Annotated in this window: 28 protein-coding genes; 14 read left to right on the top strand and 14 right to left on the bottom strand. The window is 43.9% G+C overall.

Annotation, left to right across the window (positions count from 1 at the left end):
* The first annotated feature begins 152 nt into the window (after positions 1-152).
* The 5 genes from OEV42_10570 (at position 153) to OEV42_10550 (ending at position 5,969) form a co-directional block, all read left to right on the top strand.
* The gene (locus OEV42_10570; GenBank protein MDH3974709.1) at positions 153-2,663 is read left to right on the top strand and encodes an MMPL family transporter; all 2,511 of its coding nucleotides are present in this window, start codon (positions 153-155) and stop codon (positions 2,661-2,663) included.
* 12 nt (positions 2,664-2,675) lie between these two features.
* Positions 2,676-3,044: a hypothetical protein gene (locus tag OEV42_10565; protein MDH3974708.1), complete on the top strand. Its 369-nt coding sequence runs from the start codon at positions 2,676-2,678 to the stop codon at positions 3,042-3,044.
* 472 nt (positions 3,045-3,516) lie between these two features.
* A complete protein-coding gene (locus tag OEV42_10560; GenBank protein ID MDH3974707.1) occupies positions 3,517-4,527 on the top strand; it encodes a sensor domain-containing diguanylate cyclase in 1,011 nt (336 codons plus the stop codon).
* A 319-nt stretch (positions 4,528-4,846) separates the two neighbouring features.
* Positions 4,847-5,245, top strand: a complete 399-nt coding sequence (locus tag OEV42_10555; GenBank protein ID MDH3974706.1) for a bacteriohemerythrin — start codon at positions 4,847-4,849, stop codon at positions 5,243-5,245.
* Positions 5,246-5,357: 112 nt separating this feature from the next.
* The gene (locus OEV42_10550; protein ID MDH3974705.1) at positions 5,358-5,969 is read left to right on the top strand and encodes a hypothetical protein; all 612 of its coding nucleotides are present in this window, start codon (positions 5,358-5,360) and stop codon (positions 5,967-5,969) included.
* A 22-nt stretch (positions 5,970-5,991) separates the two neighbouring features.
* Here the strand turns inward: OEV42_10550 and OEV42_10545 are convergent, their stop codons facing one another.
* Together OEV42_10545 and OEV42_10540 are read right to left on the bottom strand one after the other, a co-directional pair.
* Positions 5,992-6,969 carry a 4Fe-4S dicluster domain-containing protein gene (locus OEV42_10545; GenBank protein MDH3974704.1) on the bottom strand — a complete coding sequence of 326 codons (978 nt, stop codon included), beginning with the start codon at positions 6,967-6,969 and terminating at the stop codon, positions 5,992-5,994.
* On the bottom strand, positions 6,969-8,525 hold the full coding sequence (locus OEV42_10540) for an FAD-binding oxidoreductase (protein ID MDH3974703.1): 1,557 nt from the start codon (positions 8,523-8,525) through the stop codon (positions 6,969-6,971). Before OEV42_10540 ends, OEV42_10545 begins: the two co-directional genes overlap by 1 nt.
* A 229-nt stretch (positions 8,526-8,754) precedes the next feature.
* Between OEV42_10540 and OEV42_10535 the strand changes: the two genes are divergently transcribed.
* The 6 genes from OEV42_10535 to OEV42_10510 all read left to right on the top strand — a co-directional run bounded on the left by OEV42_10535 (position 8,755) and on the right by OEV42_10510 (position 13,416).
* Positions 8,755-9,387, top strand: a complete 633-nt coding sequence (locus OEV42_10535; GenBank protein MDH3974702.1) for a response regulator transcription factor — start codon at positions 8,755-8,757, stop codon at positions 9,385-9,387.
* Between the two features lie 311 nt (positions 9,388-9,698).
* Positions 9,699-9,938: a DUF465 domain-containing protein gene (locus OEV42_10530; GenBank protein ID MDH3974701.1), complete on the top strand. Its 240-nt coding sequence runs from the start codon at positions 9,699-9,701 to the stop codon at positions 9,936-9,938.
* Positions 9,939-9,970: 32 nt separating this feature from the next.
* On the top strand, positions 9,971-10,294 hold the full coding sequence (locus OEV42_10525) for a TraR/DksA C4-type zinc finger protein (protein MDH3974700.1): 324 nt from the start codon (positions 9,971-9,973) through the stop codon (positions 10,292-10,294).
* A gap of 220 nt (positions 10,295-10,514) precedes the next feature.
* A complete protein-coding gene (locus OEV42_10520; GenBank protein ID MDH3974699.1) occupies positions 10,515-11,693 on the top strand; it encodes a saccharopine dehydrogenase family protein in 1,179 nt (392 codons plus the stop codon).
* A gap of 125 nt (positions 11,694-11,818) precedes the next feature.
* Entirely contained in the window at positions 11,819-12,943 is a 1,125-nt protein-coding gene (gene nspC / locus OEV42_10515; protein MDH3974698.1) for a carboxynorspermidine decarboxylase, read from the top strand.
* 152 nt (positions 12,944-13,095) lie between these two features.
* Positions 13,096-13,416: a hypothetical protein gene (locus OEV42_10510; protein ID MDH3974697.1), complete on the top strand. Its 321-nt coding sequence runs from the start codon at positions 13,096-13,098 to the stop codon at positions 13,414-13,416.
* A gap of 66 nt (positions 13,417-13,482) precedes the next feature.
* Here OEV42_10510 and OEV42_10505 read toward each other — a convergent pair whose 3' ends face one another.
* Entirely contained in the window at positions 13,483-14,127 is a 645-nt protein-coding gene (locus OEV42_10505; protein ID MDH3974696.1) for a hypothetical protein, read from the bottom strand.
* 30 nt (positions 14,128-14,157) lie between these two features.
* Positions 14,158-14,973, bottom strand: coding sequence for a ferredoxin--NADP reductase (locus tag OEV42_10500; protein ID MDH3974695.1), 816 nt, complete (start codon positions 14,971-14,973; stop codon positions 14,158-14,160).
* A gap of 285 nt (positions 14,974-15,258) precedes the next feature.
* Between OEV42_10500 and OEV42_10495 the strand changes: the two genes are divergently transcribed.
* Positions 15,259-16,350, top strand: a complete 1,092-nt coding sequence (locus tag OEV42_10495) for a CapA family protein (protein MDH3974694.1) — start codon at positions 15,259-15,261, stop codon at positions 16,348-16,350.
* A 31-nt stretch (positions 16,351-16,381) separates the two neighbouring features.
* Here the strand turns inward: OEV42_10495 and OEV42_10490 are convergent, their stop codons facing one another.
* From OEV42_10490 to OEV42_10470, 5 genes are all read right to left on the bottom strand, one after another.
* Positions 16,382-16,951, bottom strand: a complete 570-nt coding sequence (locus OEV42_10490) for a M48 family metallopeptidase (GenBank protein ID MDH3974693.1) — start codon at positions 16,949-16,951, stop codon at positions 16,382-16,384.
* Between the two features lie 108 nt (positions 16,952-17,059).
* Positions 17,060-17,911 carry a response regulator gene (locus OEV42_10485; GenBank protein ID MDH3974692.1) on the bottom strand — a complete coding sequence of 284 codons (852 nt, stop codon included), beginning with the start codon at positions 17,909-17,911 and terminating at the stop codon, positions 17,060-17,062.
* A 200-nt stretch (positions 17,912-18,111) separates the two neighbouring features.
* Positions 18,112-18,570, bottom strand: coding sequence for an HIT family protein (locus OEV42_10480; GenBank protein MDH3974691.1), 459 nt, complete (start codon positions 18,568-18,570; stop codon positions 18,112-18,114).
* A gap of 3 nt (positions 18,571-18,573) precedes the next feature.
* The gene (locus OEV42_10475) at positions 18,574-19,602 is read right to left on the bottom strand and encodes a zinc-dependent alcohol dehydrogenase family protein (protein MDH3974690.1); all 1,029 of its coding nucleotides are present in this window, start codon (positions 19,600-19,602) and stop codon (positions 18,574-18,576) included.
* Positions 19,603-19,633: 31 nt separating this feature from the next.
* Positions 19,634-20,116, bottom strand: a complete 483-nt coding sequence (locus tag OEV42_10470; GenBank protein ID MDH3974689.1) for a Slp family lipoprotein — start codon at positions 20,114-20,116, stop codon at positions 19,634-19,636.
* Positions 20,117-20,384: 268 nt separating this feature from the next.
* Here OEV42_10470 and OEV42_10465 point away from each other — a divergent pair, with 268 nt between their 5' ends.
* Together OEV42_10465 and OEV42_10460 are read left to right on the top strand one after the other, a co-directional pair.
* Entirely contained in the window at positions 20,385-21,137 is a 753-nt protein-coding gene (locus tag OEV42_10465) for a DUF3108 domain-containing protein (protein MDH3974688.1), read from the top strand.
* A complete protein-coding gene (locus OEV42_10460; GenBank protein MDH3974687.1) occupies positions 21,127-22,044 on the top strand; it encodes a PfkB family carbohydrate kinase in 918 nt (305 codons plus the stop codon). The genes OEV42_10465 and OEV42_10460 overlap by 11 nt, the downstream gene beginning before the upstream one ends.
* A 31-nt stretch (positions 22,045-22,075) precedes the next feature.
* On the opposite strand, the gene OEV42_10455 is transcribed toward OEV42_10460, so the two are convergent.
* From OEV42_10455 to OEV42_10435, 5 genes are all read right to left on the bottom strand, one after another.
* Complete coding sequence (locus OEV42_10455) at positions 22,076-23,200, bottom strand: trypsin-like peptidase domain-containing protein (protein ID MDH3974686.1); 1,125 nt, start codon at positions 23,198-23,200, stop codon at positions 22,076-22,078.
* 146 nt (positions 23,201-23,346) lie between these two features.
* A complete protein-coding gene (locus tag OEV42_10450) occupies positions 23,347-23,592 on the bottom strand; it encodes a zinc ribbon domain-containing protein (GenBank protein ID MDH3974685.1) in 246 nt (81 codons plus the stop codon).
* Positions 23,593-23,674: 82 nt separating this feature from the next.
* Positions 23,675-24,712 (bottom strand): biotin synthase BioB, encoded by a 1,038-nt coding sequence (gene bioB / locus OEV42_10445; GenBank protein ID MDH3974684.1) that lies wholly within the window; start codon positions 24,710-24,712, stop codon positions 23,675-23,677.
* Positions 24,713-24,753: 41 nt separating this feature from the next.
* Complete coding sequence (locus OEV42_10440; protein ID MDH3974683.1) at positions 24,754-26,343, bottom strand: HEAT repeat domain-containing protein; 1,590 nt, start codon at positions 26,341-26,343, stop codon at positions 24,754-24,756.
* A 1-nt stretch (position 26,344) separates the two neighbouring features.
* The gene (locus tag OEV42_10435; protein ID MDH3974682.1) at positions 26,345-26,755 is read right to left on the bottom strand and encodes a polymer-forming cytoskeletal protein; all 411 of its coding nucleotides are present in this window, start codon (positions 26,753-26,755) and stop codon (positions 26,345-26,347) included.
* Positions 26,756-26,770 lie beyond the last annotated feature (15 nt).

Genomic DNA, 26,770 nt, shown 5'->3' with positions numbered 1-26,770 from the left:
CGGAAAGGAGGGATTTTTTGCAAGGTCAAGGAAATCAAGGGTTTGCGCGGAGATGTACTACTGTACATCGCACAAGCAAAACCGAAGATTGACGTAGAGATTGCGAAAAAGCACCCTTTCCGGATGAAAACTAACTAGGGAATTGTCCTGACATGCTCAAAACGATCTATGACAGGTGGATACTAAACCATCCCTATCTTGTTATCTTTTTTATTATTCTTCTTATCGCCTTCCTTGGCTATGAAGCGAGGAAACTTGAAGTCGATGCTTCGGCTGAAACGCTTGTTCTCGAAGATGATGAAGATCTTCGTCTTACCCGTCAGGTCAATGCCCGTTACGGCAGTCCTGACTATCTCATTATTACCTACTCTCCTGAAGATGATCTCCTTTCAGATAAGACCCTCGAAAACATAAGACGTCTTCGCGATGATCTTATCGCCCTTGAAGGTGTTGAATCTGTTGTTTCCCTTCTCGATGTTCCCCTCCTTGAAAGCCCGCCCATGCCCGTTAAGGAAATGGTTAAAAGTGTGAGAACCCTCGAATCGCCTGAGGCGGCCCGGGGCCTTGCCAAAAAAGAATTCCTCAGCAGTCCCATATACAGCGATATGCTGGTAAGCCCGGACTTTAAAACGACTGCACTCCAGGTTAACCTGCCTGAAGACGAGGTGTTCCGCAGCCTGTTAAAGCGCAGAAATGAGTTGAAAGAGAAGCTTAAAGAGGGAACTATTACTGCTGAAGAGCGAATGGAGTTCGATCATGTAAAGGCTGATTTTAAAATTCACCGGGACAGAATGCGCATTAAACAGCACGAAAATATTGCTCTGGTGAGAGGCATCATGGATAAATACCGGGGAGAGGCAGATCTCTTCCTCGGTGGTGTCAGCATGGTTGCTGATGATCTGATTACCTATGTTAAGAATGATCTCAAGATATTCGGCACTGCCGTCATGTTATTTCTCGTTATTACTCTCTGGATTATTTTCAGGCAAAAGCGATGGGTTATTATTCCTATACTATGCTGCGGTTTTTCCGTTGTTGCCACATCGGGTTTGCTGGGCATGTTTGGCTGGGAAGTGACGGTCATATCGTCCAACTTTATATCCATCCAGATCATTATCACCATGGCTGTTACCATTCACCTCATTGTTCGATACAGGGAATTGTTGGGATTGAGACCTGAAGCAGATCAAAGAGAACTTATTCTCCATACAGTAACCTCAATGGCAAAACCATGTGCCTATGCTATTTTGACGACCATGGCAGGTTTCAGTTCGCTCATTCTTTGTAATATTCTCCCTGTTATTAATTTTGGATGGATGATGACTGCCGGTATCGGTGTTTCGCTTGTTCTTACCTTTCTCATTTTTCCTTCCATTCTTATGCTTGTTGATAAACGGGCTGCCAATACATCTTTCGAGAACCATTTTATTTTTACGAAAATTCTCGCGCGTTTTACCGAGTCTTTTGGCCGGTTGATAATGTGGGTCAGCGGGATTCTGATGGTTGCAAGTGTGGCAGGCGGCGCCATGCTCATTGTTGAAAACAGCTTTATCGACTACTTTAAGGATACGACTGAAATCTACCAGGGTATGACAGTCATTGACAAGCAGCTGGGAGGAACGACTCCCCTGGATGTGGTCATAAAGTTTGTTGAAGAGCCTGAAGCGTCGGAACAGGATTCTTCAGCTAATTCTGAGCCTGACAATGAGTTTGATGATGAGTTTGATGATTTTGAAGAGGAGTTTGAGGCGGAAAAGGGGAAAGCGCAATACTGGTTTACATCGCGAAAGATGACTGAAGTGGAGAAGGTGCATGACTACCTTGATTCCATTCCTGAGACCGGTAAAGTTATGTCTCTCGGCACAATGCTCAAGGTTGGAAAGAGCCTGAATGATGGCGAACCTCTCGATAATTTCAAACTGGCCCTTATTTATAATGAACTTCCCGAACGTTTTCGAAAAATTATTCTGAGCCCCTATGTTTCTGTCGAAAATAATGAGGTCCGCTTTTCCATAAGAGTGAGGGATTCCGATAAAAACCTGAGAAGGAATGAATTGATCAAAAAAATACGGCGTGACCTGGCGGGAGATTTTGAACTTGAAAAGGAGAATATAAAGCTTGCCGGACTGGTTGTCCTTTACAACAATATGCTGCAAAGTCTTTTTAACTCGCAGATCCTGACGCTTGGCGCTGTTGTTTTTATTCTTATGTTTATGTTTCTCATTCTTTTCAGGTCGCTCAAAATTGCCTTGATCGCAATCTTTCCCAATCTCCTTTCAGTGGGTGCGGTTTTGGGTTTTATGGGCTGGGTAAAAATACCTCTCGATATGATGACTATAACGATTGCCGCTATCAGCGTGGGAATTGCCGTTGATGATACCATTCACTACATTCACCGCTTTAAGAGGGAGTACGCCAATGGCGGTACCTATCTGGAAATAATGCATCGTTGCCACAGTTCCATTGGTTATGCCATGTATTATACGTCCGTAACCATTGTCATTGGCTTTTCCATTCTCCTCCTTTCAAACTTCATACCAAGCATTTATTTTGGCATTTTGACAGTGCTTGCAATGGTAATTGCTCTCGTTGCTGCGCTCACTCTCTTGCCTCAGTTAATTATTGTTCTTAAACCTTTTGGGCCGGACAGGGAAAAGGTCTGACTTTTTAATAAAATGCTCACCGAATTTACAGCCGTCAGACAGGATGAAGGGGGAATCCGAAAACGGTGGTTTGGCGATGAGTTTTTTGACCTTATCCTGTGGCAGGACGGCAAGGGTAAGATCGTTAAGTTTGAACTTTGCTACGACAAAGAAATTAACGAGCATGCTTTTAGCTGGAGCAAAAAAGCAGGTCTAACACATCTCAAGGTAGATGACGGAGAAGGTGAAGCAGGCAGATATAAAATGTCGCCCATTCTTGTTGCCGACGGTGTTTTTGATAATAAAAAAATTGCCGAAAAATTTCTGGACGAAAGTGTACTAATTGAAAAAAGTATCTCACAATTTATTTACCATAAAATCCTCGCCTTTTCTCTCTCTTAACGCATTATTATCTTCTTTTTTTTTCAATAGACATTGATTGCGCTATGTTATAAAATTCCTCTTGGTATAAAAATGACGGATTGTCCTCTGGAAAAGTTATTATCCTGGAAAGGATGAAACTTCTGCCCTATCCGGGACTTTACGCCCGGCAGGGCAGGGTTAAAAATGCTCGGTACAAAGAATTTACCTTTCATTTCTAACAGGGCTATCGCTTTTAACATTTAATTTTTGGTCTTTCTTGTTGAGTTGATACCTTAATTAGTTTTCATCCGGAAAGGGTGCTTTTTCGCAATCTCTGCGTCAATCTCGGGCTTTGCTTGTGCGACATACAGCAGTACGACTCGGTGAAAGCCTTGATTTCCTTGACCTTGCAAAAAATCCCTCCTTTCCAAATTGAAAACAAAATTTGATCCACCATAGTTGACCGATGGATACTAATTAACATTTTAAGATATTTTGTTTCAGGTAATCAATGGACAGCAATGCTTTAAAAAATATTTATTACTGCATGGAAAGGATTATCGTCTTTGAAGGGATAGACGAAGTTCTTCAGCATATCGTTCAGACAGCAGCTTCACTTACAAGGGCCGATGCAGCAACTTTGAGATTGTTCAACATAGAGACGGGTGAACTCGATATCAAGGCCGGCGTTGGTGTATCCCCTGACTTTCTTGCCCAGCCGGGATTAAAGCTTGGAGAAGGTATAATCGGCAAGGTTATCCAGAATGGTGAAAGTTTTATCACTGCTGATATCTCGAAGGAGAAAAGGTGCAGTCAGAAAGATCTTGCCCGCATGGAGAGTATCAAGTCTGTTCTTTCAATACCTCTTAAAGACAAAGAGTCTGCCATCGGTTCTCTTACGATCTACAGGAAAAATGAAAATCCTTTTGTGGAAAATGATCTTCTTCTTATGAGTATCTTTGGCGCACAGGCTGTTGAAGCTGTTGAAAAGACGAATCAGTTGGAAAGTCTTCAAAGGCAAGCCATTTATGACCACCTGACGGATATGTACAATAAGAAATACCTGCTTCAACGTATTGAATCGGAGATTAAAAGGGCGGAAAGGCATAACCATTCTGTTTCCGTTATATTTATTGATATTGATAATTTCAAGAACTTTAATGATAAACACGGACATCTGCTCGGTGATAAGCTTCTCAAGGACTTTTCCCTTCTTGTAAAAGATGGCCTCAGGAAAAATGATATTGTCGGCAGATTCGGAGGAGAGGAATTTGTCATCGTTGCCTCTGAAACCGATAAAAAGGGAGCAAATTCACTCACTTCCAAATTGCTTAACCTGACGAAAAAATTGAAATTTCTCGGCGCTGACGGCCCTTTGTCAGGTGTCACTTTCAGTGCGGGGATTTCATCTTACCCTGAAGATGGGATTACATTGCCTGAAATTATACAGAAAGCTGATGAGGCAATGTATATTGCTAAAAGTGAAGGTAAAAACCAGGTTCATATTTACGAAACCCCCTGAGCATATTTATCCTCTCCATTAAATTTTCGACCCTTTTTTCATTCCATGATTCAGATGTATCTTTTTCCAGGATGACAGAAAATAGCTGATTCCTTGTTTTTATGGTTTCATTCTATTGGCCGCTTTGACCCGCTGTAATGTGAAATGAGTTATTTAATTGCCAGGAAGATAGTACTGTAGCGATATGCTTTTTTGATAATATCCACAGCATTTAAATGGCAGGAAAAAATGGGAAATTACCAATCTCTTCATTGATTTTTTAAGGCGTCTCTTTTATTATAATGTTGTTATTTTATTATTTCCTGGGGGGGGGATTTATATGTTATTTATGGAATGGAATTACCTGCTATCGGTTAAGGTAGAATCGATTGACAGGCAACATGAAAAACTGGTCATACTCCTTAATGAAATGTACGACGCTATTTGTACCGGTAAGGGGAAAGCTGTTGTCGGCCCTATCCTCGATGAGTTGATCGACTATTCGAAGACACATTTTGCCCACGAAGAACGTCTCATGAGGGAAAAAAGCTACCATTACTACGAGGCTCACAAGCTGGAACATGACAAGCTTACAAACCAGGTTATAGCGTTTAAGGAAACCTTTGATGAGGGGAGGGAAAGTGTTCACTTAAAGTTGATGCACTTTTTGAAAAACTGGCTCATTGAGCACATCTTTGGGACGGATATGAAGTTAGGTTATTTTCTTAGCAAACAATAAGCTTCCTATACCCGGAATAAACCGGTAGACAGTCTCCACGCCAATATGCCGCTGCCTGCGGCGGAGTGTTTAATTTGTAATCCTGTATATAATCGTAACCTTTGATGATTTTATGAAATATCTTGTTTTATTATTAATGACTGCTGCTTTTAGTGATGCTCCCAAAGACAGCGCTATTAACAAAAGAGTGAGTGGTGAAAAATTGAGTTCCCATTTTAAATTAGTCAGCAATGGTTTGGAAAACGGAGGTAATATTCCACGCGTTAATGTTTGTCAATGGTTAGGAGGGGAGAATAAATCGCCTCACCTGGCATGGACATCTCCACCGGATAATTCGGAAAGCTTTGCTTTAATCATGACTGATAGAGGCCATGGGGGGCGCGAGAGAGAAACGAAACACTGGACTGTTTATAATATTCCCAAAAATATTTCAAACTTTTCATTGGGAGAAAAGCTTGGAAGAATTGAAGGAATTGTAGAGGGGAAAGAGGGTTATAGAGGCCCCTGTCCTGGTGAGAAGCATTTATACAGGTTTGTGCTCTTTGCGCTCAACAAAGATATGCCCCTCATAGAAAAAGGCACATCCTTATCGGAAAGTGAATTTGTCAATGCCTACGAGCCTTATATTCTGGCGTCAACTGCTCTGGAAGGGTATTTTGAACCGTCCTCATTGAGACTTTTTATCAATAAAATAAAGCGTGTAATTTCCGGCATTCTCGAATAAATGAAAAATCTCAGGTTTTCATTTAGACTTCCCCAAGATCTGAAAGATGAATAACGGGGATATCCACTGAAGCGCTGAATGCTTCTCCATCGTCCACACTTTCCACGACAATACGTTTTACCTCCCTGCCTTCAAGGAGCCACTTAACCTGTTCTGCTGCATTGATTCCCTTAATGCCTGATATCTGCTGTATGCTTGTTGCCGTTGTCGGTATTGCAATGCGGTTGAGATCGAGGTTGAATATGGCGCCTGTCTCCCTGCGTAATTTATCATAGTAAACAACCATGCTTTGCAAGTCCCAGTTGTAGGCACGGCTTTCAATGATATAGAAATCAGTCGGTTTCAGCTTGCTTCTAATTTGAGGAAGAGAGCTTAAGACTTGACCGAGCCCTCTCACCTTAAGACCGGGCAGAAGGTGCTTGAGGGGACGCTTCAATATGCCGTTACTGACTATTATTTCTTTGGCCTTTTTCAGTGGATTGATGAAAGCTTCAAGTCTTTCTTCGGGTATCTCCAGCCCCGCCTCTATGGCCAGGACTATGTCCCGTCCCTTATCAGAGGCTGGTTCAACAGTGGTTTTTCCCGAAAGAAGGCTTCTTATCTTCTCAATACGTTGATCATTATCTCCTATGACAAGGAGGGTGTGAGCCTTTTTCCCGGGATTAACCGGTTTTTTTAGCGCTTCTTCTATCCTGATGCAGATTTCTTTTGCAAAAGGATTATTCTCGTCATTTCCCCTGAGCTGTGCCATGTTGCCTCTAAGGTCTATTCCTTGAGGACAGATGGGATCGCAGGAACCACAATAGGCGCAGGCAAAAATTGACTCTCTCAGGTCTTCTTTGGCGGCTCCCTGCTGTAAAGCCCTGGCGCGGCCCTGCCAGGTAAAGGTTATATCTCTCTTCTGACGCCAGACGGGGCAGGGGAGGAGGCAGAGGCTGCAGCCGCTGCATGCCGAAAAATCATTTTCTGAAGGACTTATGCTTGCAGTGAGGGGCTCCATCAGAATATGACGTCCCTGTTAAGTATCATGGAGGGATCGGCCTTCTTTTTCATTTCGAGATGCTTATCCACCACTTCATCGCCGAATACGCGACGGATATAACCTTTCATCATACCGCCAAAGCGGTAGTAGCTTCCTTCCAGTTCGACGCCCATATCGTAGATCTCATTCTTGAATGATTGCAGGTAATCGCGGCTGTAGATACGGTTTTCCAGCATGGGTTCAAATTCGCAGCCATAAGCAATGTCTTCAGCGTCAGGTGGAATGCAGGACATTTCATAATGGTCCCTGTGGTCTTCCCTTAATCTTATGCCGACACAGTAAAGAGTGTAGTGTGGAAAGTATTTTTTGCAAACCCTGTTTCCTTTTTCTACCGCTTCGGCAAATTTTTCGGCATTGGTTGAAACGTCGGGAATGATCATCTGTTTACCGCCCCAGTGCTTCCAGACAGCCCGTGAAAATACGACGGTGCGGTCGAGGATTTTGCCGTCTTTCATATGATGAGGCGGATGAAGGTCAGGGAAAAGTTCCTTCTTCCGATTATAGAGAAAAAGCGCCTCACGCACTTTCCATGGCCTCAAAAGATAATAGAGGGCGGTATTAACGGCAAAAGCCGCTTCTCCGTGACCCTTGAGTTTTGGCCGCCATTCTGACATGAACTCCTGCTCTGCATTATCTGAGTCGAATGCGACAAGGAGGGTGATAGCCCTGTCCATCATGGTGAGAATGCCTGAATAGTGGCAGGCTCTAGCCTTGTCAATCATGACGAGATCTTTCACCGCATTTCCTAATGAACTGTAGTAAAAATAGTGCATTTTAAGCGGAGTATAGGGTCTGATCCTGAGAGTTGCTTCCGTAATGACGCCGAACTGGCCGTAACCGAGGATGACGCGCTTGAAAAGGTCTGCATTTACCGAGTCGGAGCATTCCACAATCTCACCGGTCGGTGTTACCACTTCAACAGAAAGGGCCTGATCTGCGCTGCAGCCGAAACGGGTCGAGTTGACGTCGACACCGCCTACGCCGAGTGTTCCTCCTACAGAGGAGGTAAGGTTAAGAGGCGATGAAAGGTAGTCCATATTATAACGCCTCAGTTCTTCCGCAAGGGAGTGCCAGAAGATGCCGGCCTCGGTACGGACGGTGAGATTTTCCTTGTCTACCTTTTTGACCCTGCTCATGCCTGTCATATCGAGAAGCACTCCGCCGAAGGCTACGGACTCACCCTCCGTAGTAAGTCCCCCTCCGCGGGTGGTAACGGGTACCTTGTGTTTTTGGGCCGCTTTAAGCAGTTGAGAGATCTGCTCCGCACTCTCGGCTCTCACTGCTCCATGAGGCAGACCATAGGCAAGGCCTCCCGCATCGGTGATAAATATGCCTTTTGCCGCCTTCCCTTGCCTTATTTCAAGCCCTTTTTCTTCAAGTTCAGCGACAAAAGCATCCCATCCATCACCCTTCCAGCGTGACGGGTTTGTTTGCTGCCGTTTGATAAAGGGGATGGCATCAGGCGCAACATGGTCCGGACCTAAATGACCGGGCTTTATTTCAGGTATTTCCAAAGCAGCTTCCTTTTGCGAATAGTAGAAGGCTGATTATAGCAGATGGTGGCTTTGTTGTGCCAGTTTCAATTGGAATATTTGTATTTGTCTGATAAAAAATGGCTTAGCTGACTTTCGTTAGTACAACCAAAATAATCATCTTTTTTTTAAATTAACTGTGCTAACATAATATGGGTTGTCAATTTTATATGAGTACATTTTTTAAACGTATAAATGATATCGTGAGAGCATGATAAATATTTTAATTGCAGATGATCACCCCCTTATCAGGCAGGGCCTGAGGAAGGTTTTATCTTCTCCTGGCGATATGCTTGTTGTTGATGAGGCGACCACTTGTCATGAAGTGTTTGATAAAATACGTAAGCATAAATATGATGTCATTATTCTTGATATTATCATGCCGGGACAGAGTGGCCTCGATATTGTCAAGGATATAAAAAATGAATTTCCACGGCTGGCTGTCCTCATTTTGAGCGCTTGCCCCGAAGATCAATATGCTGTTCGGGCCTTGAAATTAGGTGCTTCCGGATATTTAACTAAAGAGGGCGCTCTTGATGAATTAATCGATGCTGTTCGTAAGGTTTCATGTGGTGGTAAACATGTGAGCAAATCAGTGGCAGAGAGGTTGGCCTATGCCATTGAGGATAACCTGAAAATAGATCCTCATGAAAAGCTTTCAAATCGTGAATATGAAGTGATGCGCATGATTGCTACCGGGAAAACAGTTAAAGAAATTGCAGAATCGTTATTTTTAAGTGAAAAGACAATTGGTACCTACAGGGCCAGGGTTCTTGAAAAAATGAACCTGAAAAACAATTCAGAGATTACATACTACGCCGTAAAACATGGATTAATAGAATAATCCCGGTTTTGATTATATAAAGTTTTCAAGCCTTAAACCTCCTTATTTTTTTCTTATTGTTTTCCCTCAGTTTTTATAGCTCTTCTTGTAGGTAAAATACTTACAAAAATAAATAGAATTTGTGACAAAAAAAAGAGTTTTTAACTGATTGTCATATTTCATGAGATTGTTATCATTATGCCAGCCATGAATGGGATCGACATGTACTTTGAAGCTGAAAAGGCGGATCTTCACATCAGAAATTATTACAGCAATAAGGATGGTGGGTAAGCGTGTTTTTTATTTTTTTATATTAACTGAAGGAGGAGAAAATGGTCGAAAAGCATGATTTGTTACATGAATTCCCTGAACATCGTGAACGTATCCACACTCTCAAGTTGGAGAATAACTACTTCCTGCGCCTTTTTGATGAATACCATGAAGTTGACCGTGAAGTAAGAAGAATAGAGGCTGAAGTTGAAGTATCTTCTGATTTTTACCTGGAAGATAAGAAGAAAGAGCGTCTCCTGCTTAAGGATCGACTCTATAAAATTATTACTGCTTCTGCCTGATTCAGGCCAACTTATATAAGGGAGTTAAGATAATGTCTCACTATGAAAGAATCAGTGAAAAACTAATGAGTAAGCGAGAAATTCTTCTCTCAAGAATAGATAAAATCAACCTCGATTACTCCAGTCCACTTAACAGAGACTCTTCAGAGCAGGCAATTGAACTCGAAAACGCGGAAGTGCTAAGCGGCATTCATAAAGGAGCATTGGAAGAGCTTAACCAGATAGACAGAACGCTTGAGTTAATTGAGAAAGACGAATACGGAACCTGCCGCATGTGCGGGATGCCGATTCCTGTAAAGCGTCTCGAAGCAATTCCTTACACCTGCTATTGCGTTACCTGTGCGGGTAAAAGATAGTAGAAAAGGATTCAACTGCCCTTTCCAGGTTTAAGGCCCATATCACTTTATATAGAGAAGTAAGGAGACAGGAAAGTCCTTCTTGCTTCTCTAAAACCCTCCCGGATTATTTATTTACCGGAAAGCATAGATTACAAAAAGTCCATCTTTTCTGTTTGACATTTTTGCTGCTTGCAGTTAATTTTAGCTCTTATAACAGCGTTATTTTTAAGGAGAGAGAATGAGCAGTGTATTGATAATCGGGGCCGGTGGCGTCGGCAGGGTTGTCACCCATAAGTGTGTCATGAACAGGGACGTTTTTGAGAGGATTGTTCTTGCGAGCCGTACTTTGAGCAAGTGTGAGCAGATAAGGGATGAAATTGGGGGTGACAGGATCGAGGTTGCCCATGTCGATGCAGACAACGTGTCTGAGCTTGTTGATCTTATTAAACTCGTAAAACCCGATGTTGTCATCAATGTGGCGCTTCCTTACCAGGATTTGACCATTATGGAGGCCTGCCTCCGGTGCGGTGTTGATTATCTCGATACGGCCAATTATGAACACCCTGATACGGCGAAGTTTGAATACAAGGAGCAGTGGGCCTACAATGGAAGGTATCGTGATGCCGAGCTTATGGCGCTCCTCGGCAGTGGTTTTGACCCCGGTGTAACCAATGTTTTTTGCGCCTATGCTCAGAAGCATTTTTTTGATGAAATCCATACCATCGATATTCTTGACTGTAATGCCGGTGATCATGGTTATCCCTTTGCCACTAACTTTAATCCTGAAATCAATATCCGTGAAGTGACCGCCAAAGGCCGTTACTGGGAAGAAGGAAAATGGATCGAAACGGAGCCTATGGAAATCAAAATTGTTCATGATTATCCCGAAATCGGCCCCCGGGACTCTTACCTTCTTTATCACGAAGAGATGGAATCACTGGTTAAGCATATGAAAGGGCTCAAAAGAATACGTTTTTTCATGACCTTCGGTGAAAGCTACCTGACCCATTTAAGAGTGCTGCAGAATGTGGGGATGACAAGGATCGATGAAGTAGAATTTGAGGGGAAAAAGATCGTACCTATCCAGTTCCTTAAAGCTCTCCTCCCCGATCCGGCATCACTTGGACCGAGGACAAAAGGTAAAACCAATATTGGCTGTATCTTTAAGGGGATTAAGGATGGCAAAGAAAAAAGCATCTATATATACAATATCTGTGACCATGAAGAAACCTGCAAAGAAACCAAATCACAGGCCGTATCCTACACGACGGGCGTTCCTGCCATGATCGGGGCCAAACTTATGCTGGAAGGAAAATGGAAAGTACCGGGTACACTCAATATGGAGCAGATGGACCCTGATCCTTTTATGGAAGAACTTAACAGGCAGGGACTGCCCTGGCATGTGAAAGAAGTGTAGCAATTTTCCTTAAAAGTTAATCCTTATTATTTCACGCAAAGCCGCAAAGGGCGCAAAGAGAATTTGTAAAGTTAATTCTTTTTTCTGTGTTCTCTCTATGCTCTGCGGGGAGATTTATATTTTATATGGCAATCGATATTTCAAAAATACCGACACCCTGTTACGTATGTGAAGAGGAATTGCTTCAGAAAAACCTCGACCTTCTCGACTTTGTTCAAAAAAAATCGGGTGCAAAAATACTCCTTGCACTTAAGGGCTATGCTATGTGGAGCACATTTGCCCGGATAGGAAAAGTAGTTCATGGTACGGCTGCAAGCGGCCTCTGGGAGGCCAAACTGGGGCATGAGGAGATGGGCAAGGAAGTGCATACCTTTTCCCCGGCCTATAAAGATGACGAGATTGATGAGATTGTTTCTCTCTCTGACCATATGATTTTTAATTCTTTTGGCCAATGGAAACGTTTTCGTGACAGGGCAGGAGCAGTGAGCTGCGGCATGCGTATTAATCCCGAATATTCGGAGGTAGAGACGGAGATCTACAATCCCTGTGCTATGGGAAGCCGCCTCGGTGTGAGACTTGAAAATTTTGAGGAAGATGAGCTTGAGGGCATAGATGGTCTTCACTTTCATACCCTTTGTGAACAGGACTCGCATGTGCTGGAGAGAACGCTTAAGGTGACGGAAGAAAAATTCGGCAAATATTTCCACCGCATGAAGTGGGTTAACTTTGGTGGAGGACACCACATTACGCGGGCCGGTTACGATGTGGAAAAACTTGTCAGGCTCATTAAAAACTTTTCTCAAAAATATAATGTACAGGTTTATCTTGAGCCGGGAGAGGCTATTGGCTGGCAGACGGGACCACTCGTTTCAAGTGTCGTCGATATTGTCAATAATGGTGTCCAGGTTGCCATTCTCGATGTTTCCATTGCCAACCACATGCCTGATTGCCTGGAAATGCCCTACCGGCCTGCCGTGAGAAATGTCGGTGAAGGGGGTGAATATGCTCATGTCTACCGCTTCGGTGGGCCAACATGCCTTGCCGGCGATTTTATTGGTGATTTTTCTTTCCCCGATCCCTTAAAAATCGGAGATAAAGTGGTTTTTGAAGATATGATCCACTATACTTTTGTTAAAACAACGACTTTTAATGGAATTAAGCTTCCTTCTCTTGGTATATGGACGAAAGAGAACGAATTCAGGCTTGTGAAAGAATTTACCTATCAGGATTATAAGGGAAGGCTTTCCTGAATATTAGAGATTCCGGTAAAGAGGAACATTTTTTGCAAATACTTTACTGTGGCTTTATCAAAAAAAGAAATATTCACTTGAAGGTTGCTTTCAAAAAAGTTAAAATAAGCAGCTTTTCGGATTTAACAGACAGACAGTAATGAGGTATTTTTTTGGAATCAAAAGTCAGAAATATTGAAGTACAATCTCTAAACGGCCTTACTGCCGGAAAGCCTCGGAGAGATTTGAAAACACTTGCCGGTATCACGCTTATTACGGCAAGTTATCTTTTTTGCTGGCCCCTCATAGGGCTTCTTGGCATTGTTTCCGCTTACCTTGAAGAGCCTCTCATTCTTTCCACCGGCGGTCCCGCCGTCTATTCTTTTTCTTATGTACTTCTTTTTGCCGGTATTTATCTTGCCGGGAAAAAATATGTAAAGCATGTTTTTGACTGGTTTAAATCTCTTGCTTTAAGATTTGTCATGGTCGGCTAAAATCTTGCTTCCTGCCAGGTACATTCTAACTGACACATTCTACCTGATACATTTTTCATACTTCTTTTACATTTTTTGCAATTTTTCTGCATCCACTTTCGTCATATAACGCCATGGAAGAGGAATGATTCCCGGTACGGCAGAGAGATATTTTTCATATTTTTTGCCGTAATAAAGCAGGAGTTTCCCCTCTTCCAGCCTGGACCCAATGATAAAATAGGCCGTTACCGCAATGGCTGTTATGAAGAAGATGAGGTCCATATTTCTTGTCCAGATAATAAGAAGGGCCAGCAAGTACCAGGGATGCCTCACATACCTGTGAAGGGGGGAGAGGGTAAAAACACCTTCCCCTTTTGAGTCAGGGTCTTTCTCCCTTATCTGCTTTATGCCTATAAATTCAGCTGTATCGTAATAACGGAGCGTAAGAAGGAATGCCGCCAGGGCCAAAAGTGCAATGACGGTGGAAATTATCTTCATCGTTCCCTTCCATTGCCAGAGGAGAGGACTTTTTATGGAATGGCTGAACCAGAAAATGGGGATAAGCAGGACGAGTGAGAGAACGTTATAGCTGATCCTGTAGAAGGGGAAAAAGTTAGGAAGGCGTTTTTTTATAAACGCCTTAACAGTTACTGAAGCAAGCAGAGAATGGATGACAAAAAAGGCGGTCCATGCCAGGGCAAGAAAAAGGATGTTTGTTATATTTGCAGGCATGGTTCTGTTATGAAGGCAATCTCCGGAAGCTTACATCTTCCAGAATTCTTCTATATGGATGGTTCCCGGCTCTTTTTTGCTGTGACGGGTGAACTCTTTTTCAATAAGAATTTCTTTCACCGTTTCAACCATTTTGGGATTGCCGCAAAGGAAAACGTCGAATTTATGGGGTGTGATTTTTTGGCCTGTTTTTCTTTCAACAATGCCGGTTGTAATAAGATCCTGTATAAATCCCGTCTCTCCTTTCCAGGAAGGATCGTCTTCAGGCTGGGTGATTGTCGGGATATAATTGAATGTATCGGAATATCTGTCCAGGATAGAAAGCTCATCCCTGTATCCAAGGTCCCAGGAACAGGCGGCGCCATGGATAATAACAAACCTTCTATCTTTGTGAATATGAAGCTCGGAGCGGATCATACTCATGTAAGGCGCAAGCCCGGTGCCTGTTCCGATAAACAGGAGATCTTTTTCCTGTGGCACGGAGTCGAGGGTAAACATACCGACGATCTTGCCTCCCATAAATAATCTTGAACCCTGTTCAAGGTTGAAAAGCCTGGGAGTAAGTTCTCCACTTCGTACAAGGGCTACATAGAACTCAAGATATTCTTTTTCAATGCTTGCAGAAGAGATAGAATAGGCCCGCCTGATCAGTGTTTCTTTCTCATAGGTTTTATCGTCAGTAGCCGACTCTTCCAGACGGGGTTCACTGCTGTTTAGTCCGAGAACGGTGTACTGGCCGGGCTTAAAGTCAGGCACTTCATCGTCAGGCCTCACCCTGAGAGTCATCAGGTTTGGCGTCATCTGTATTTTTTGGATTACCGTAGCGTTGTATCCGTTTCCACTCATTTTATTCCTCCTGAAAATATAACAATAATATAGTCGAGAGAGTGTTGTCCCCCTTAATAAACACCATTAAGATATCAGCCTCGCATAAAAAGTCAAGCATGATTAGTTATTATTCAGCGCTTCTACTGTTAAAGATAAACTATCTGTCCTTAGGTTTCACAAAACTGCTCCCTTCCCTGAATTGCAATCCGGGAATTATCATTTGCAATCTTTTCTATAATAGAATATGTTCTTGTTGAGAACATTTTTTACTTTTTTTCAGAAATAGAAAGATCATTATTTTTAATGAATAGAATCTTATTAATCATCGTATTTGCAATTACGGCACTTTTCTTTTCCATTGATTTGTTTGCGGAAAAAAATGGGGAAGAGGAAAAGGGGGAGATTGTCATCCAGGCTGTTGGTGATATTATGCCCACAGCCAGGGTACTTCCCTTTGTAAAAAAGCATGGATTTGACTATCCCTACAGGGCAACAGCAAAGTTGTTTAAAAGCGCTGATCTCGTTATCGGCAATATGGAGGCTCCCATTACAACCGGTGGTTCACGCTTTAAAAATAAAAAATTTACCTTTAAGGCTCCCCTGGAATCAGCAGCAGCGCTTAAGGCAGCGGGAGTTACTCATCTTTCTCTCGCCAATAACCATATGATGGACTACGGTATGAAGGGCCTCGTTTCCACACTAAAAGCGCTCGATGATGTAAAGATCAATTATGCAGGAGCGGGGATAACTTTAGGCGCGGCAAGAAAAAGTTCAATTTATGAAGTCAAAGGGAAAAAGATAGCTTTTCTTTCCTATTCAAAGACCTATCCCTTTGAATTTTATGCCACAAAAAAGAAAGGCGGCACTGCGCCCGGTTATGCGGCCTATGTAAAGAGAGATATCAGGAAGGCCCGTAAACTGTCAGACATTGTTATTGTCGCTTTTCACTGGGGCGCTGAAAAGAGGGAGACACCCAAAGATTACCAGAGGGAGCTGGCTCATCTTTCCATAGACAGCGGAGCCCATATCGTTTTGGGCCACCATCCTCATGTTTTGCAAGGGATTGAATATTACGGTGAGGGCATTATTTTTTACAGCCTCGGTAATTTTGTTTTTGGTTCCTATAGCAAAAGTGCGACGGAAAGCATTATTGCCAGGATAACAGTGGATAACGATGGCATCGGAAAGGTTGAAGCCCTGCCCCTTAATGTGAATAACTATGAAGTTAATTTTCAGCCGGGGCTTCTTACCGGGAAAAGGGGAAGTGAGATAATTTCACGGCTTTCCCGATTATCAGAACCTTTAGGCAGCAGATTGCTTTTTGCTGATAACGCCGGTGTTGCAAGTAAAATGGAAAAGCTTACCATGAGCGGGGCAAGCAGCGCTCAGGACTGACCCTGGCGAGAAATGCAGGCTAAAACCTGACTTAAAGCAGATCCAGCCTGTAGGGTTTCATTTTTGCGTCAATTTTTTTTGCATTACCCAGTATCTTGTCCAACTCTCCCCAGAATCTGCTTCCGTGATTTTTTATCCTTGTATGAACCAGTTCGTGGAGAACGACGTAATCGAGCAGTTCATTGGGAAGCCTGGCAAGTTTTATGTTGAGATTGATGTTGTTTTTTGCTGAACAACTGCCCCACCTTGTTTTCTGGTTCCTGATAATAATGCGGTTGTAATGAAAAGCATGCTCTAAAGCAAGCGCCTCAACTCTCTTTATTATTTTGTTTTTAGCTTCTTTCCTTTCAGGAAGAGGCAGGTCTTTTGTAAGAGCTTTGCATTTCAACCTTTCTTCTTCCATTCTGAGCGTATGTTTTCTGATCCACGCGCTTCTTCCTGAGACGATCTTGTGGGCTTCTTCGAAAGTCATCCAGCAGGGGACGGCAACCCGTACGCCTTTCACCGGCCTGATGGTAATGTTTAGACGCCTGGCCCTGCGGCTCCGTTCAAAGAGGATATTACCAGCCCCTTTGATTTCAACGAGTGCACTGCTTTTCAAATCATTTAACCCTAATGTTTCTATTGGAATTGTTAGCCTATAATAGCCTACTCAAAGAGGTATTAAAACGAAAAAGCTGTGCAAGCTTTTGATAGCGGGAGGTAATAATTACATCATTGCTGCAACAGTATTTATAATATCTTTTATATTAACGGGCTTTATAAGGTAGTTAAGATTGTTTTTCCTGAAAAAAGAGAGGTTTTTTACGGAATCATCACTGGTAATAAATAAAAACCTTTTCCCAATATCCGGATATTTACCGGCAAGCAGGCTGTATAACTGGATGCCGCTCATATCCTGCAAATGCATTTCCGAAAGGATGAGTCTGTAATAATTGCTGAAAACTTTCTCCAGCGCTTCCTGCCCCTTACTTGTTGCAGAAACAGCTCCTTCTTTGCCCAGTATATTTGCAAGCAATTTACAAAAAGCCTGCGATTTGTCCAGAACCAGAATTTTTTCCTGCCAGACAAGGGGCAGGTGAACCTTTTTAAGGAGGCGGTGATCTTTGCCCAGCCGCTCATCGATGAAGTTTTTTATGCTATCAATGTGGCTCTGCATACCGGCAAATTTTGCGGTAAAATTATGATCCGTCTCTTTTACGGCTTCTATCAGGTAGGTGAGTTGGTGATTATATTCACAAAGTTCGACATGAACTAATATCTGAAGGAGTTCATCTTCCTTTAAGTTGCCTGCCTGCAACTTTGTTCGACATTTGTTGAGGCAAAGAGACATCTCGTTTCTAAATTTTTTATCTAAAGAAAGGCCGGTTTGGACTTCAGGCTTCTTTTCAATATGACTTGCCAGATTTCTGACAAGCGCTTCATGGCTTTTCTCGTCCCTTGCCAGCGCTTTCAACAGCTCTGAAAATTTACTGTCATGAGCAAAATACTCTGAAGCTTCAGAGTATAAGTCAGCAACCGTTCCTTCAAATTCGATGAGCCACTGTACGAGTTCCTTCATATTTTGTTGTCCATTTTTAAAGGCGGTCCTATCATTGTGATGGAAAAGGAAAAGAAATGAAACATTTATTTTGCATGATCAGTAAAAAAGTTCGATAATCGTTTGGTTTGAGAGTCATAACCGTCTATTTGCAATGACTGGGAGACAAGCTCTCTCTTACAGGAAAGGGCAAGGTTTCAATCAAAAGAAACGCTGTTTTTTTATTCATTTTCACTGTGATCCCCAAGTCCGGCAGCTCCCCGGCAGAAATTAAAATCCTTTTTCAATTGCGCCTTTATTTTTCCTGTTATCATTTCTCTCGCCTCGTCAGCGTAGGGGATTGCCTTACTGTGGCCCCAGACAGGGCCGGGCCAGGCAGGATCATTTTTAAAGCGTACAATGTGGTGGATATGAAGCTGGGAAACGACATTTCCCAGAGAGGCAATGTTGATTTTATCGCCTTTAAAGGCCGTTGACAGGGCAAAGGCAAGGTTGGCGGATTCTCTTGCAAGCTGTAGTTGATCTTCTCCTGAAAGTTGAAATATTTCTTTAATGTCCGGCCGCTTTGGCACCATGATAAACCATGGATATCTTAAATCATTCATTAAAAGGAGGAGAGACAGTTCCGACTGTCCCAGTATATGGCAATCCTCCTTTAACCGGGAGTGAAGTTTAAACATCAATCATCCTATCTGGAGGACCTTGGCCCCCCTTATTTTTCCTTCTTTCAACTCTGCTAAAGCTTTGTTGGCTTCTTCCAGATGAAAGACCTGCACATGTGATTTTATGGGAATTTGGGCTGCAATTTTAAGAAAGCCGGACACATCGTCTCTTGTAATGTTTGCCACACTCTTGATTTCTTTTTCCATCCAGAGGTGGGAAGGGTAATCCATTTCGAGGAGGCAGTCCTTGTCATGCTCTTCCTTGCCTATGGCATTAATGACCAGTCTGCCGCCACCTTTGAGGTTGGAAAGGGCATGGATAACCGGTTTCCATGCGGGCGTCGTATCGATGACGGCATGGAGCTTCTCCGGTGTCTTGTCGTCACTTTTCCCGGACCAGCATGCCCCCAGTTCCAGGGCAAAGTCCCTCTCTCTTTGGCTCCTTGCAAAGACGTATATCTTTGCCGCCGGGTAGAGGTGCCGGGCCAGTTTCATGACAATATGATTTGAAGCGCCGAAACCGGTGAGGCCGATATGAGCGCCATCAGCAATACCGCTTAACTTAAGAGCCCGGAAGCCGATGGCTCCTGCGCAAAGCAGTGGCGCTGCTTCAACATCGGAAAAAATGTCAGGAATGGCATGGGCAAATTTTTCACTGACCGTCATATATTGGGCATATCCGCCATTGACGTCTCTTCCCGTTGCAACAAAATGGCTGCAAAGGTTTTCTCTGCCGCTTGTGCAGAAATCGCATTTTCCACAGGCAGAATATATCCAGGCAACACCCACCCGGTCTCCCATGTTAAAAGCATTTGCCTTTTTTCCTTTTTTTGCCACTCTTCCCACAACCTGGTGCCCCGGAATGACGGGAAGGCGGGGAGGGGCTGTTCTTCCTTCTATTTCATCAAGTTCGGTATGACAGACACCGCAGGTAGAAACTTTTATCATTATTTCACCTGAAGCGGGTTCCGGCAGGGGCGGAAAGATGGTCTTCAGCGCTTCCTTTTCTTTCCCTAGATCAATAATTTTTTCCAACGCCAGCGCCTTCATCGTTGGTGGATCTTCTATTTTGCGCTGTCATTTAGAAGGTTCCCCCGATGCCGATTCCAAGCCTGATAGTGGGTTCTTGACGGGGGTCTGTCATATGCAGCTCCATGCTTTTTATGAGGGGGTATTTATATTCTATTTCTCCCAGGGGCAGTTTTTTTTGGCCTATTACCTCTCCGGCAACAGTGAGGCGTCTCCCCTTTGCAAATATGGCCGTATCAAGATATCCTTCATGAAAGACAATAAAACGGCCCAATGTTTCATTACTTTCGACAGGCCGGCCCAGAGAGTCGAGTTTTTTATGCAATACCTCGATGTAGGTTCCGTCATTTTTGTTAAGGGAGTTTACGATATTTCCGCCAAGAATGACGATTTTCCCTTTGTACTTTTCAGGTTTTTTGATAAGGTCGGCAACTGAAATTGATCTGTCGGCTTTTTCAAGATTTGCCCTGGAGACGACATGAGCGCATCCGTTTAAGGCAAGAAGTGCTGCTGACAGGAGGAGCCATTTTTTCATCTTTTTTCTTTTCTTCACTGTTTGGGCCGCAAATGGCGTATACTTCAGTATAACATATGGAAAGAGATGATTCTTTCTTTAGGGAATCTCTAATAATTCCGGATGACTGTTAAGGAAATCAAAAAAGTCAGTTTCAAGGCAAAAATTGCAGCCTATAGCCAGTCTATAGGTAAAACTTTTAATGCAAAAGGTGGCTTTTTTGAACCTGCATATGTGGGCCATGAATTTTTTGGAGCTTCCTTTAGGACTAATATAGGGTATAAAGGGGATGAAATCAAAAGGTAATATTTCTGGCGCAGTCTTTTTTTTAATATGCACTCTGGCTGCCCTTTCCGTTTTTGCCGATCCTTTCAAGGTGGGTGAAAGGCTGGAATACCGGTTAAGCTGGGGAGGCATCCCGGCAGGACGGTCTGTGCTGGAGGTTGTCGATATGGTCGACGTGAAAGGCGCCAGGGCCTACCATCTCCTTTCCAGGGTAAGCTCAAATGACGCAATCGCCACCTTTTACAGTCTCAATGACCGTATAGACACCTATGTTGCAACCGATGATTTAAGAACATTAAAATATGTGGCCCTTACAAAGGAGAATAGCAGGGTACGGGATGAAATTGCTTTTTTTGATTACAAAAAGGGTGAGATAAAGTACAAAAAAAGGGGAAAGGAAAAAATAATTTCCATTCCGCCTGATCTTTATGATTCAATCTCCAGCTTTTATTATTTAAGAAGGTTGCCTCTCAAAGCGGGGGAAAAAGTTTTCATCAATACCTTTTCCGGGGGGAGGATTTATGAAAACACCATTCAGGTGATGGGTCGTGAAAAGGTGAGTGTCCGATGGGGCACATTCGAGACTTTGAAGGTTTTTATTCGTGCCGTAGAGAGAGGAAAGGGGAAGAAAAAGGGGGAGTCCTACCTCTGGCTTACCGATGATGAGAGGAAGCTTCCTGTAAAGATCAAGACAAAAAGCAACTTCGGTTATATTGTATCGGAGCTTGAAAGGGCGGTTACTTCCCGTGAAAAATAAAAAGCTGCATGTTACCGGTCTCGGACAATGTTCATGGGATTATATTTCACTCGTCGATGGATACCCTGAACCCGATAGCAAGTGTGAAGTTAAGGACTGCCATGAAGAAGGCGGGGGACCTGTTGCTACGGCCCTCGTCACCCTGGCAAGGCTTGGTATCCCCTGTTCCTTTCATGGTGTAAGGGGGGATGATGAAGCGGGGAGAAAGATTGCAGGCTCTCTTGAAAAAGAGGGGATTCATGTAAATAACCTTCTCATGAGAGAGAACAGCGCTTCTCAGAAGGCTTTTATTGCTGTAGAACGTCCCGGCGGCAGGCGGACTATTTTCTGGAAAAAACCTTCCGGAAAGGCGCTTTCCGAAGGGGAACTGGGAGGGGATTTTCTTGCGAACAGCTCATTTCTTCTTCTTGACGGACTTATGAAGGATGCTTCCATTTATGCGGCAAAAGAGGCGCAAAAAAGAAAGGTTCCCGTCATGCTTGATGCAGGCAGTTTAAGGAATGGCATGATGGAACTTGCAAGAGAATGCGACTACGTGGTGGCCTCTGAAGGGTTTGCAAAAGATCTGGGCTGGAATGAAAAGAGGGAGGCCTTTCGTAAAATAGTGAAGAAGAGTGGTTTTGGCCTGACGACGATCACACGGGGTGAGAGGGGGAGCCTTACCTTTAGGGCAGAGGGTATTGTGGAAACCCCGGCATTTGATGTTAAGGCCCTTGATACGACAGGTGCGGGCGATGTTTTTCACGGCGCTTATATTTATGGTTTGTTGCAGGAATGGGATCTGGAGGAGGCCTTGAAATTTGCCTCCGCCTGCGCCGCTTTAAAGTGCAGGTGTCTCGGGGGAAGAGCGGGTATTGCAACGATTAAAGAGGTGAGGCAGTTCATGGAAACCGCCCCTTTAAGATAATTTACCAACCTGAAAATTCAACCTTTATCTTTCAGGCGATTTCTTCCAGCATGACATTGACATAATGCTTTTCACCATCACGGATGATGCCTATTGTCACCTTGTCTCCCACCTGCCGTCTGTCGAGTTCGTTTCTTAAATCATCGGGATTTTGTACGGATTTACCGTCAATATCAAATATAATATCTCCCAGGATGATTTCGCCGCCAATCTGTTTAGTTCCTCTCAGTCCTGCTGTTTCTGCGGCGCTTCCGCGCTGGATATTGATGATGAGCACGCCTTTTATTTCAAGGCGTTGAGCCAGTGATTCATGGGCAATGGTAACACCGAGACCGGGCCTGATCACTTTGCCGTAGCGGATAATGTCGGGGACAACCCGGTTGACTACCTCTGTGGGAACGGCAAATCCGATTCCGGCGCTTGTTCCTGATGGACTGTATATAGCCGTATTAACGCCAACCAGCCTGCCTGCGCTGTCCAGGAGGGGGCCGCCGGAGTTGCCGGGATTGATTGCCGCATCGGTTTGTATGACACCCTGGATGGTCCTTCCTGAAATGGACTGAATTTCCCTTCCCAACGCGCTTACAATGCCTGATGTCATGGTCTGGTCAAGACCGAAGGGATTTCCAATGGCAAAGACTTTCTGCCCCACAAGGAGATTTTTTGAATTGCCCAGGGGAATGGGTTTGAGTTTTTCTTCAGGCGCTGAAATTTTGACAACGGCCAGGTCCTTTTCAGGTGAAACGCCGACAAGCGCTGCTTTCCAGGTTGTATTATCGGCAAGGGTTACCTCTATTCTGCTTGCATCCTGGATGACATGGAAGTTGGTTACAATGCGTCCTTCCTCGTCCCAGATGAAGCCTGAACCGGTCCCTCTCGGGATTTCATAGATGTTAAGAGAGAAGAAGTCACGTCTGAGTTCGACACTGGTAATATAAACGACGGAGGGAGAGATATTTTTAAAAACATCGATACTGTTCTTTTCATCTTCAGCCAGATCTCCCCTGGCCTCCACGGTGCGAGGTTCGGCATGAGGGTTGTGGACGGAATTCTCAGGTTTGATAAAAAAGAACCAGATAATGAACAGGGATACAAGCCAGATTAAAAGATGGCCAAAGGCATTTTTGCCTCTGCTGTATTCACCCCTTTTTTCCATTTAGAATTTTTAACCTCTTATCGTGAAATAGTAAAGTTTTTATGTTTTACAGGCAAAATAAAAAAGCGGGATCAAATCCCGCTTTTATTCGTTTTAGCTTTAAGCCCGGAAAGGGCAGTTGGTTCACGGCTTCCGGCTTAAAGTCTTTAAGCAGCCGGACATCCGCCACAGGAGGGCGCCTTGGCTGCATCACAGCTTGCCGGTTTTTTCTCTTTTGAATAACCGTCCGAATACCAGCCTCCGCCTTTTAAGTGGAAGGCGCCTGCAGATATCAGCTTTGATACGTTTGTTCCGCTGCATTTTGGGCAGCCGGCAGGGTCGGGATCACTCATCTTCTGCATTACTTCAAAGTCATATCCGCAATCTCTGCACCCGTATTCATAAAGTGGCATAATTTTTACCTCCATAGTTTCCAGTTTCGATACATATTTTAATAATTAGAGCTGATTTTGTCAATATTCCGGAAGAAAAGGGCTAGTAGCCGGCAGGTTCGAGGCCAAGGTCCCTTATCATGGTAAGCACCTTTTCCGGGCTCGATCCTTTTGTCGTCAGATAGTTGCCGATAAGTGTTCCGTTGGCTCCGGCCATAAAAATGAGGGATTGGAGGTCTCTGAAGGTCACTTCGCGGCCTCCCGATACGATAATGTCTTTTTGCGGAAGAAGGAAGCGAAATACAGCAATCGTTTTCAGGGCTTCCATGGGTTCAACAGTGGGCGCCCCTTCCATGGCCGTTCCTTCAATGGGATTTAAAAAGTTGAGAGGGATGGAATCCACATCGAGTTCTTTTAATGTAAGCGCCAGTTCAACACGCTGTTCCCTTGTTTCCCCAAGGCCCAATATCCCTCCGCAGCATGTTTCAAAGCCGAGCTCTTTAGCCATCCTCACCGTATTGACATCATCTTCATAGTCATGGGTCGTACAGATGTTGGGAAAAAAACTCCTTGCCGTTTCCAGGTTATGGTGAAAGCTCTGGAGACCTGCTTTTTTCAGCCGCTCCATCGCTTCTCTCGACATGTTGCCCAGTGAGGCGCATCGTTCGAGACCGCCTTCGTTTTTTATCTTTTCAATACTATTGCAAAGGGTGTTAAGGTCTTCTTCGTTGTCAACGGACATGCCGCTTGTGACGATGCTGAATTCGCGCGACTTCATTTCTTTTGCTTTTTTTGCGGCATGGACGATCTTTTCCGGCTCTATCATGTCGTAGACAGGGGCCCTGGTCTCAAAATGTGAAGACTGGGCACAAAATGAGCAGTCCTCGGAGCAAAGCCCTGACTTTGCATTAACAATTGAGCAGAGGTTGACTTTATTGCCCTTGAAGCGGCCCCTGATTCTGCTTGCCGAATGAAGCAGATCAAAAATCTCACTGCCTTCCAGATTGATAAGGCGAATCGCTTCCTCTTCGCTTATCTCGCCCCCTTCAAGGATTCTCTTTTCAAAATCAGCAATTTCAGATACACCGTTACCGCTGTCTGATATTTCGTTGTTGATGGCTATGGCCCCGCTTTTAATCATATTGCCTTTTATGTCCTGTTCCTTTGGGGAGGGAATAACAATTATTCATCCAGCCCGTCCAGTTCTTCTTCATACTCTCTCAGGTCGAAGCCGTCTTCCAGCACTTCTTTGCAGTTTAATATGCTCTTTTCTGCCATGGCCTTTATAAAGGGCAGTTCGATAAAAGGCAGCGCTTCTTTCCTGCCCATATTAATTGCCGTCGCAATGGCAATATGGGCCATATCAGGTTTGTCACTGTAATGTAACAGAAAGTGCGCCATGGAGAATAATCGTGATCTTAAACGCCCGGCCATGGGCACGAGCACTTCCCTGCAAAAATCCTTAATGATCAAACGCTCCTTGAAAGATTTGACGCCTTGATCCGCATTTTTTAGCAGGGAAACTTTTTCCGCATAGTGGAAAACAGCGGGCAGAGAGATTATCCAGCCTGAAAATTCATCGAGCTCCAGGAGTTCTCCGCCTCTCTCAACACGTTTTTTATCCTTTTTCAGCCTCTTTAAAAGGGATAAGCCAAGTTGGGGATTAAAGGGTTCAGGCTTTAAATAGCCTTTCAGGGGTTGCTTCCTGTAATGAAACTCCGGTGAGAGAAGAAGCCTGTGCTGTTCACTCTGGTAAAGGGAGTTGTTCAAAAGCTTCATAAAATAAGCCATATCTCCTTCAACGAGCATGGCGTCATTTTTTATATCGTCAATCATGACCGAAAGATCTTTCCCGCTCATACTTTTGGCGCCAAAGACATCGATAATGCCGAGTTCATCATTTAGTGTAAGAAAAATGGTTTCTACCTTGTCCTTTTCCCTGTTCATTGAGAGACAGAGGTTGATACTTCCCATGGCGTCAACAGGGCTGACAAAAAGTTTATGGACATCGATGGACTTGCTCTGCGCAGAAAAGGGCGCCCCGTCAATATGATAACCGCAAAACATGAGACGCCTTAATCCCTTTTCCGCCGCGTTTACGATCTCGCTTCGCCAGGAGTGATGATAGATATCTTTCAATGCCCTGACGGCGCTGTCATCCTTTATTTTAGACAGGCACCTGACGGCGGCAAGGGCTGTTTCAGTTCTTTCGCAATCTGCAAGAATGGTCAGCAGAGGTACCCCTTTTTCACCCGTCATGGAGCGTATGATGTCGAGAATGTCGGCCCCTTTTGGATGACTGATAAAGAAGTCTTCTATAAGAGATATCGCTCTGTATTCCCTGACATGGAAATCTTCGAGCACTCTTTTGACCCAGAGAAGGTAGGCCATATCCTTATCCTTGTTATGAAAGCCCGTTGATTCATGAAAGTGAGCCGCTTCATAACTTTTAAGGGTCGCCATGACTTCAACCCGCGTTCTCAGGGAAGCATTCCTGAAGGTCTTGTTTTGCAGCAGTTCTCTGAGAACTTCCGCATAAGAGCAGTCATTAAGAAGTTCAATGAAGTGAAGAATTCTCTCCACACTACCCCATTCGGTAAGGTTTTTTAGTCGCCTTGCCACAAAGGGTTGTACTCTGTCACCCATTTCAGAGAGACGCTTTGCGCTTTTTTCCATCTCATCCGTTGAGTAGGAATCAGCAATGACATCTGAAAGGATGCAGTCAACCTCGCGCTTGAGATTGAAAATGTTTTCTGATCCAGGATCTAACAATTTAGGATTTAACTGCCTTTTCCTCTTCTTTTCTTTCAAGGATGGAGACTTTATTGTTGTCCTTTTTTTTCATATTGCAGCCACCGTCAAAGATGACGCCCTCATCGATAACGAGGACGGGTGAGGTAATATTTCCGTAAAGCTTGCCCGGCGCATGTATTTCTACTCTTGTCTTTGCTTCAATGTTTCCTGTCAGTTCACCACTCAAAATAAGCGTATTGACATTGATGTCGGCGCTTACATTGGCAGACTCGCCGATAATTAATATGCCGGGGCTAAAAATTTCACCGGAAAACTTGCCGTCAAGCCTTACTGTTCCTTCAAAAGTGAGTTTTCCATTAAAATCGGTCCCCTTGCCGAGAAAAGCGTTAATATCTTCACTATTTGCGCTAGATTCCTTTTTTGAAATCATTTGTTCCTCCTTTAA

The organism is Deltaproteobacteria bacterium (assembly GCA_029860075.1).
GTDB lineage: Bacteria > Desulfobacterota > JADFVX01 > JADFVX01 > JADFVX01 > JAOUBX01.
Note: the sequence above shows the minus strand (reverse complement) of the source record. Positions and strands in the feature narration are given on the sequence as shown.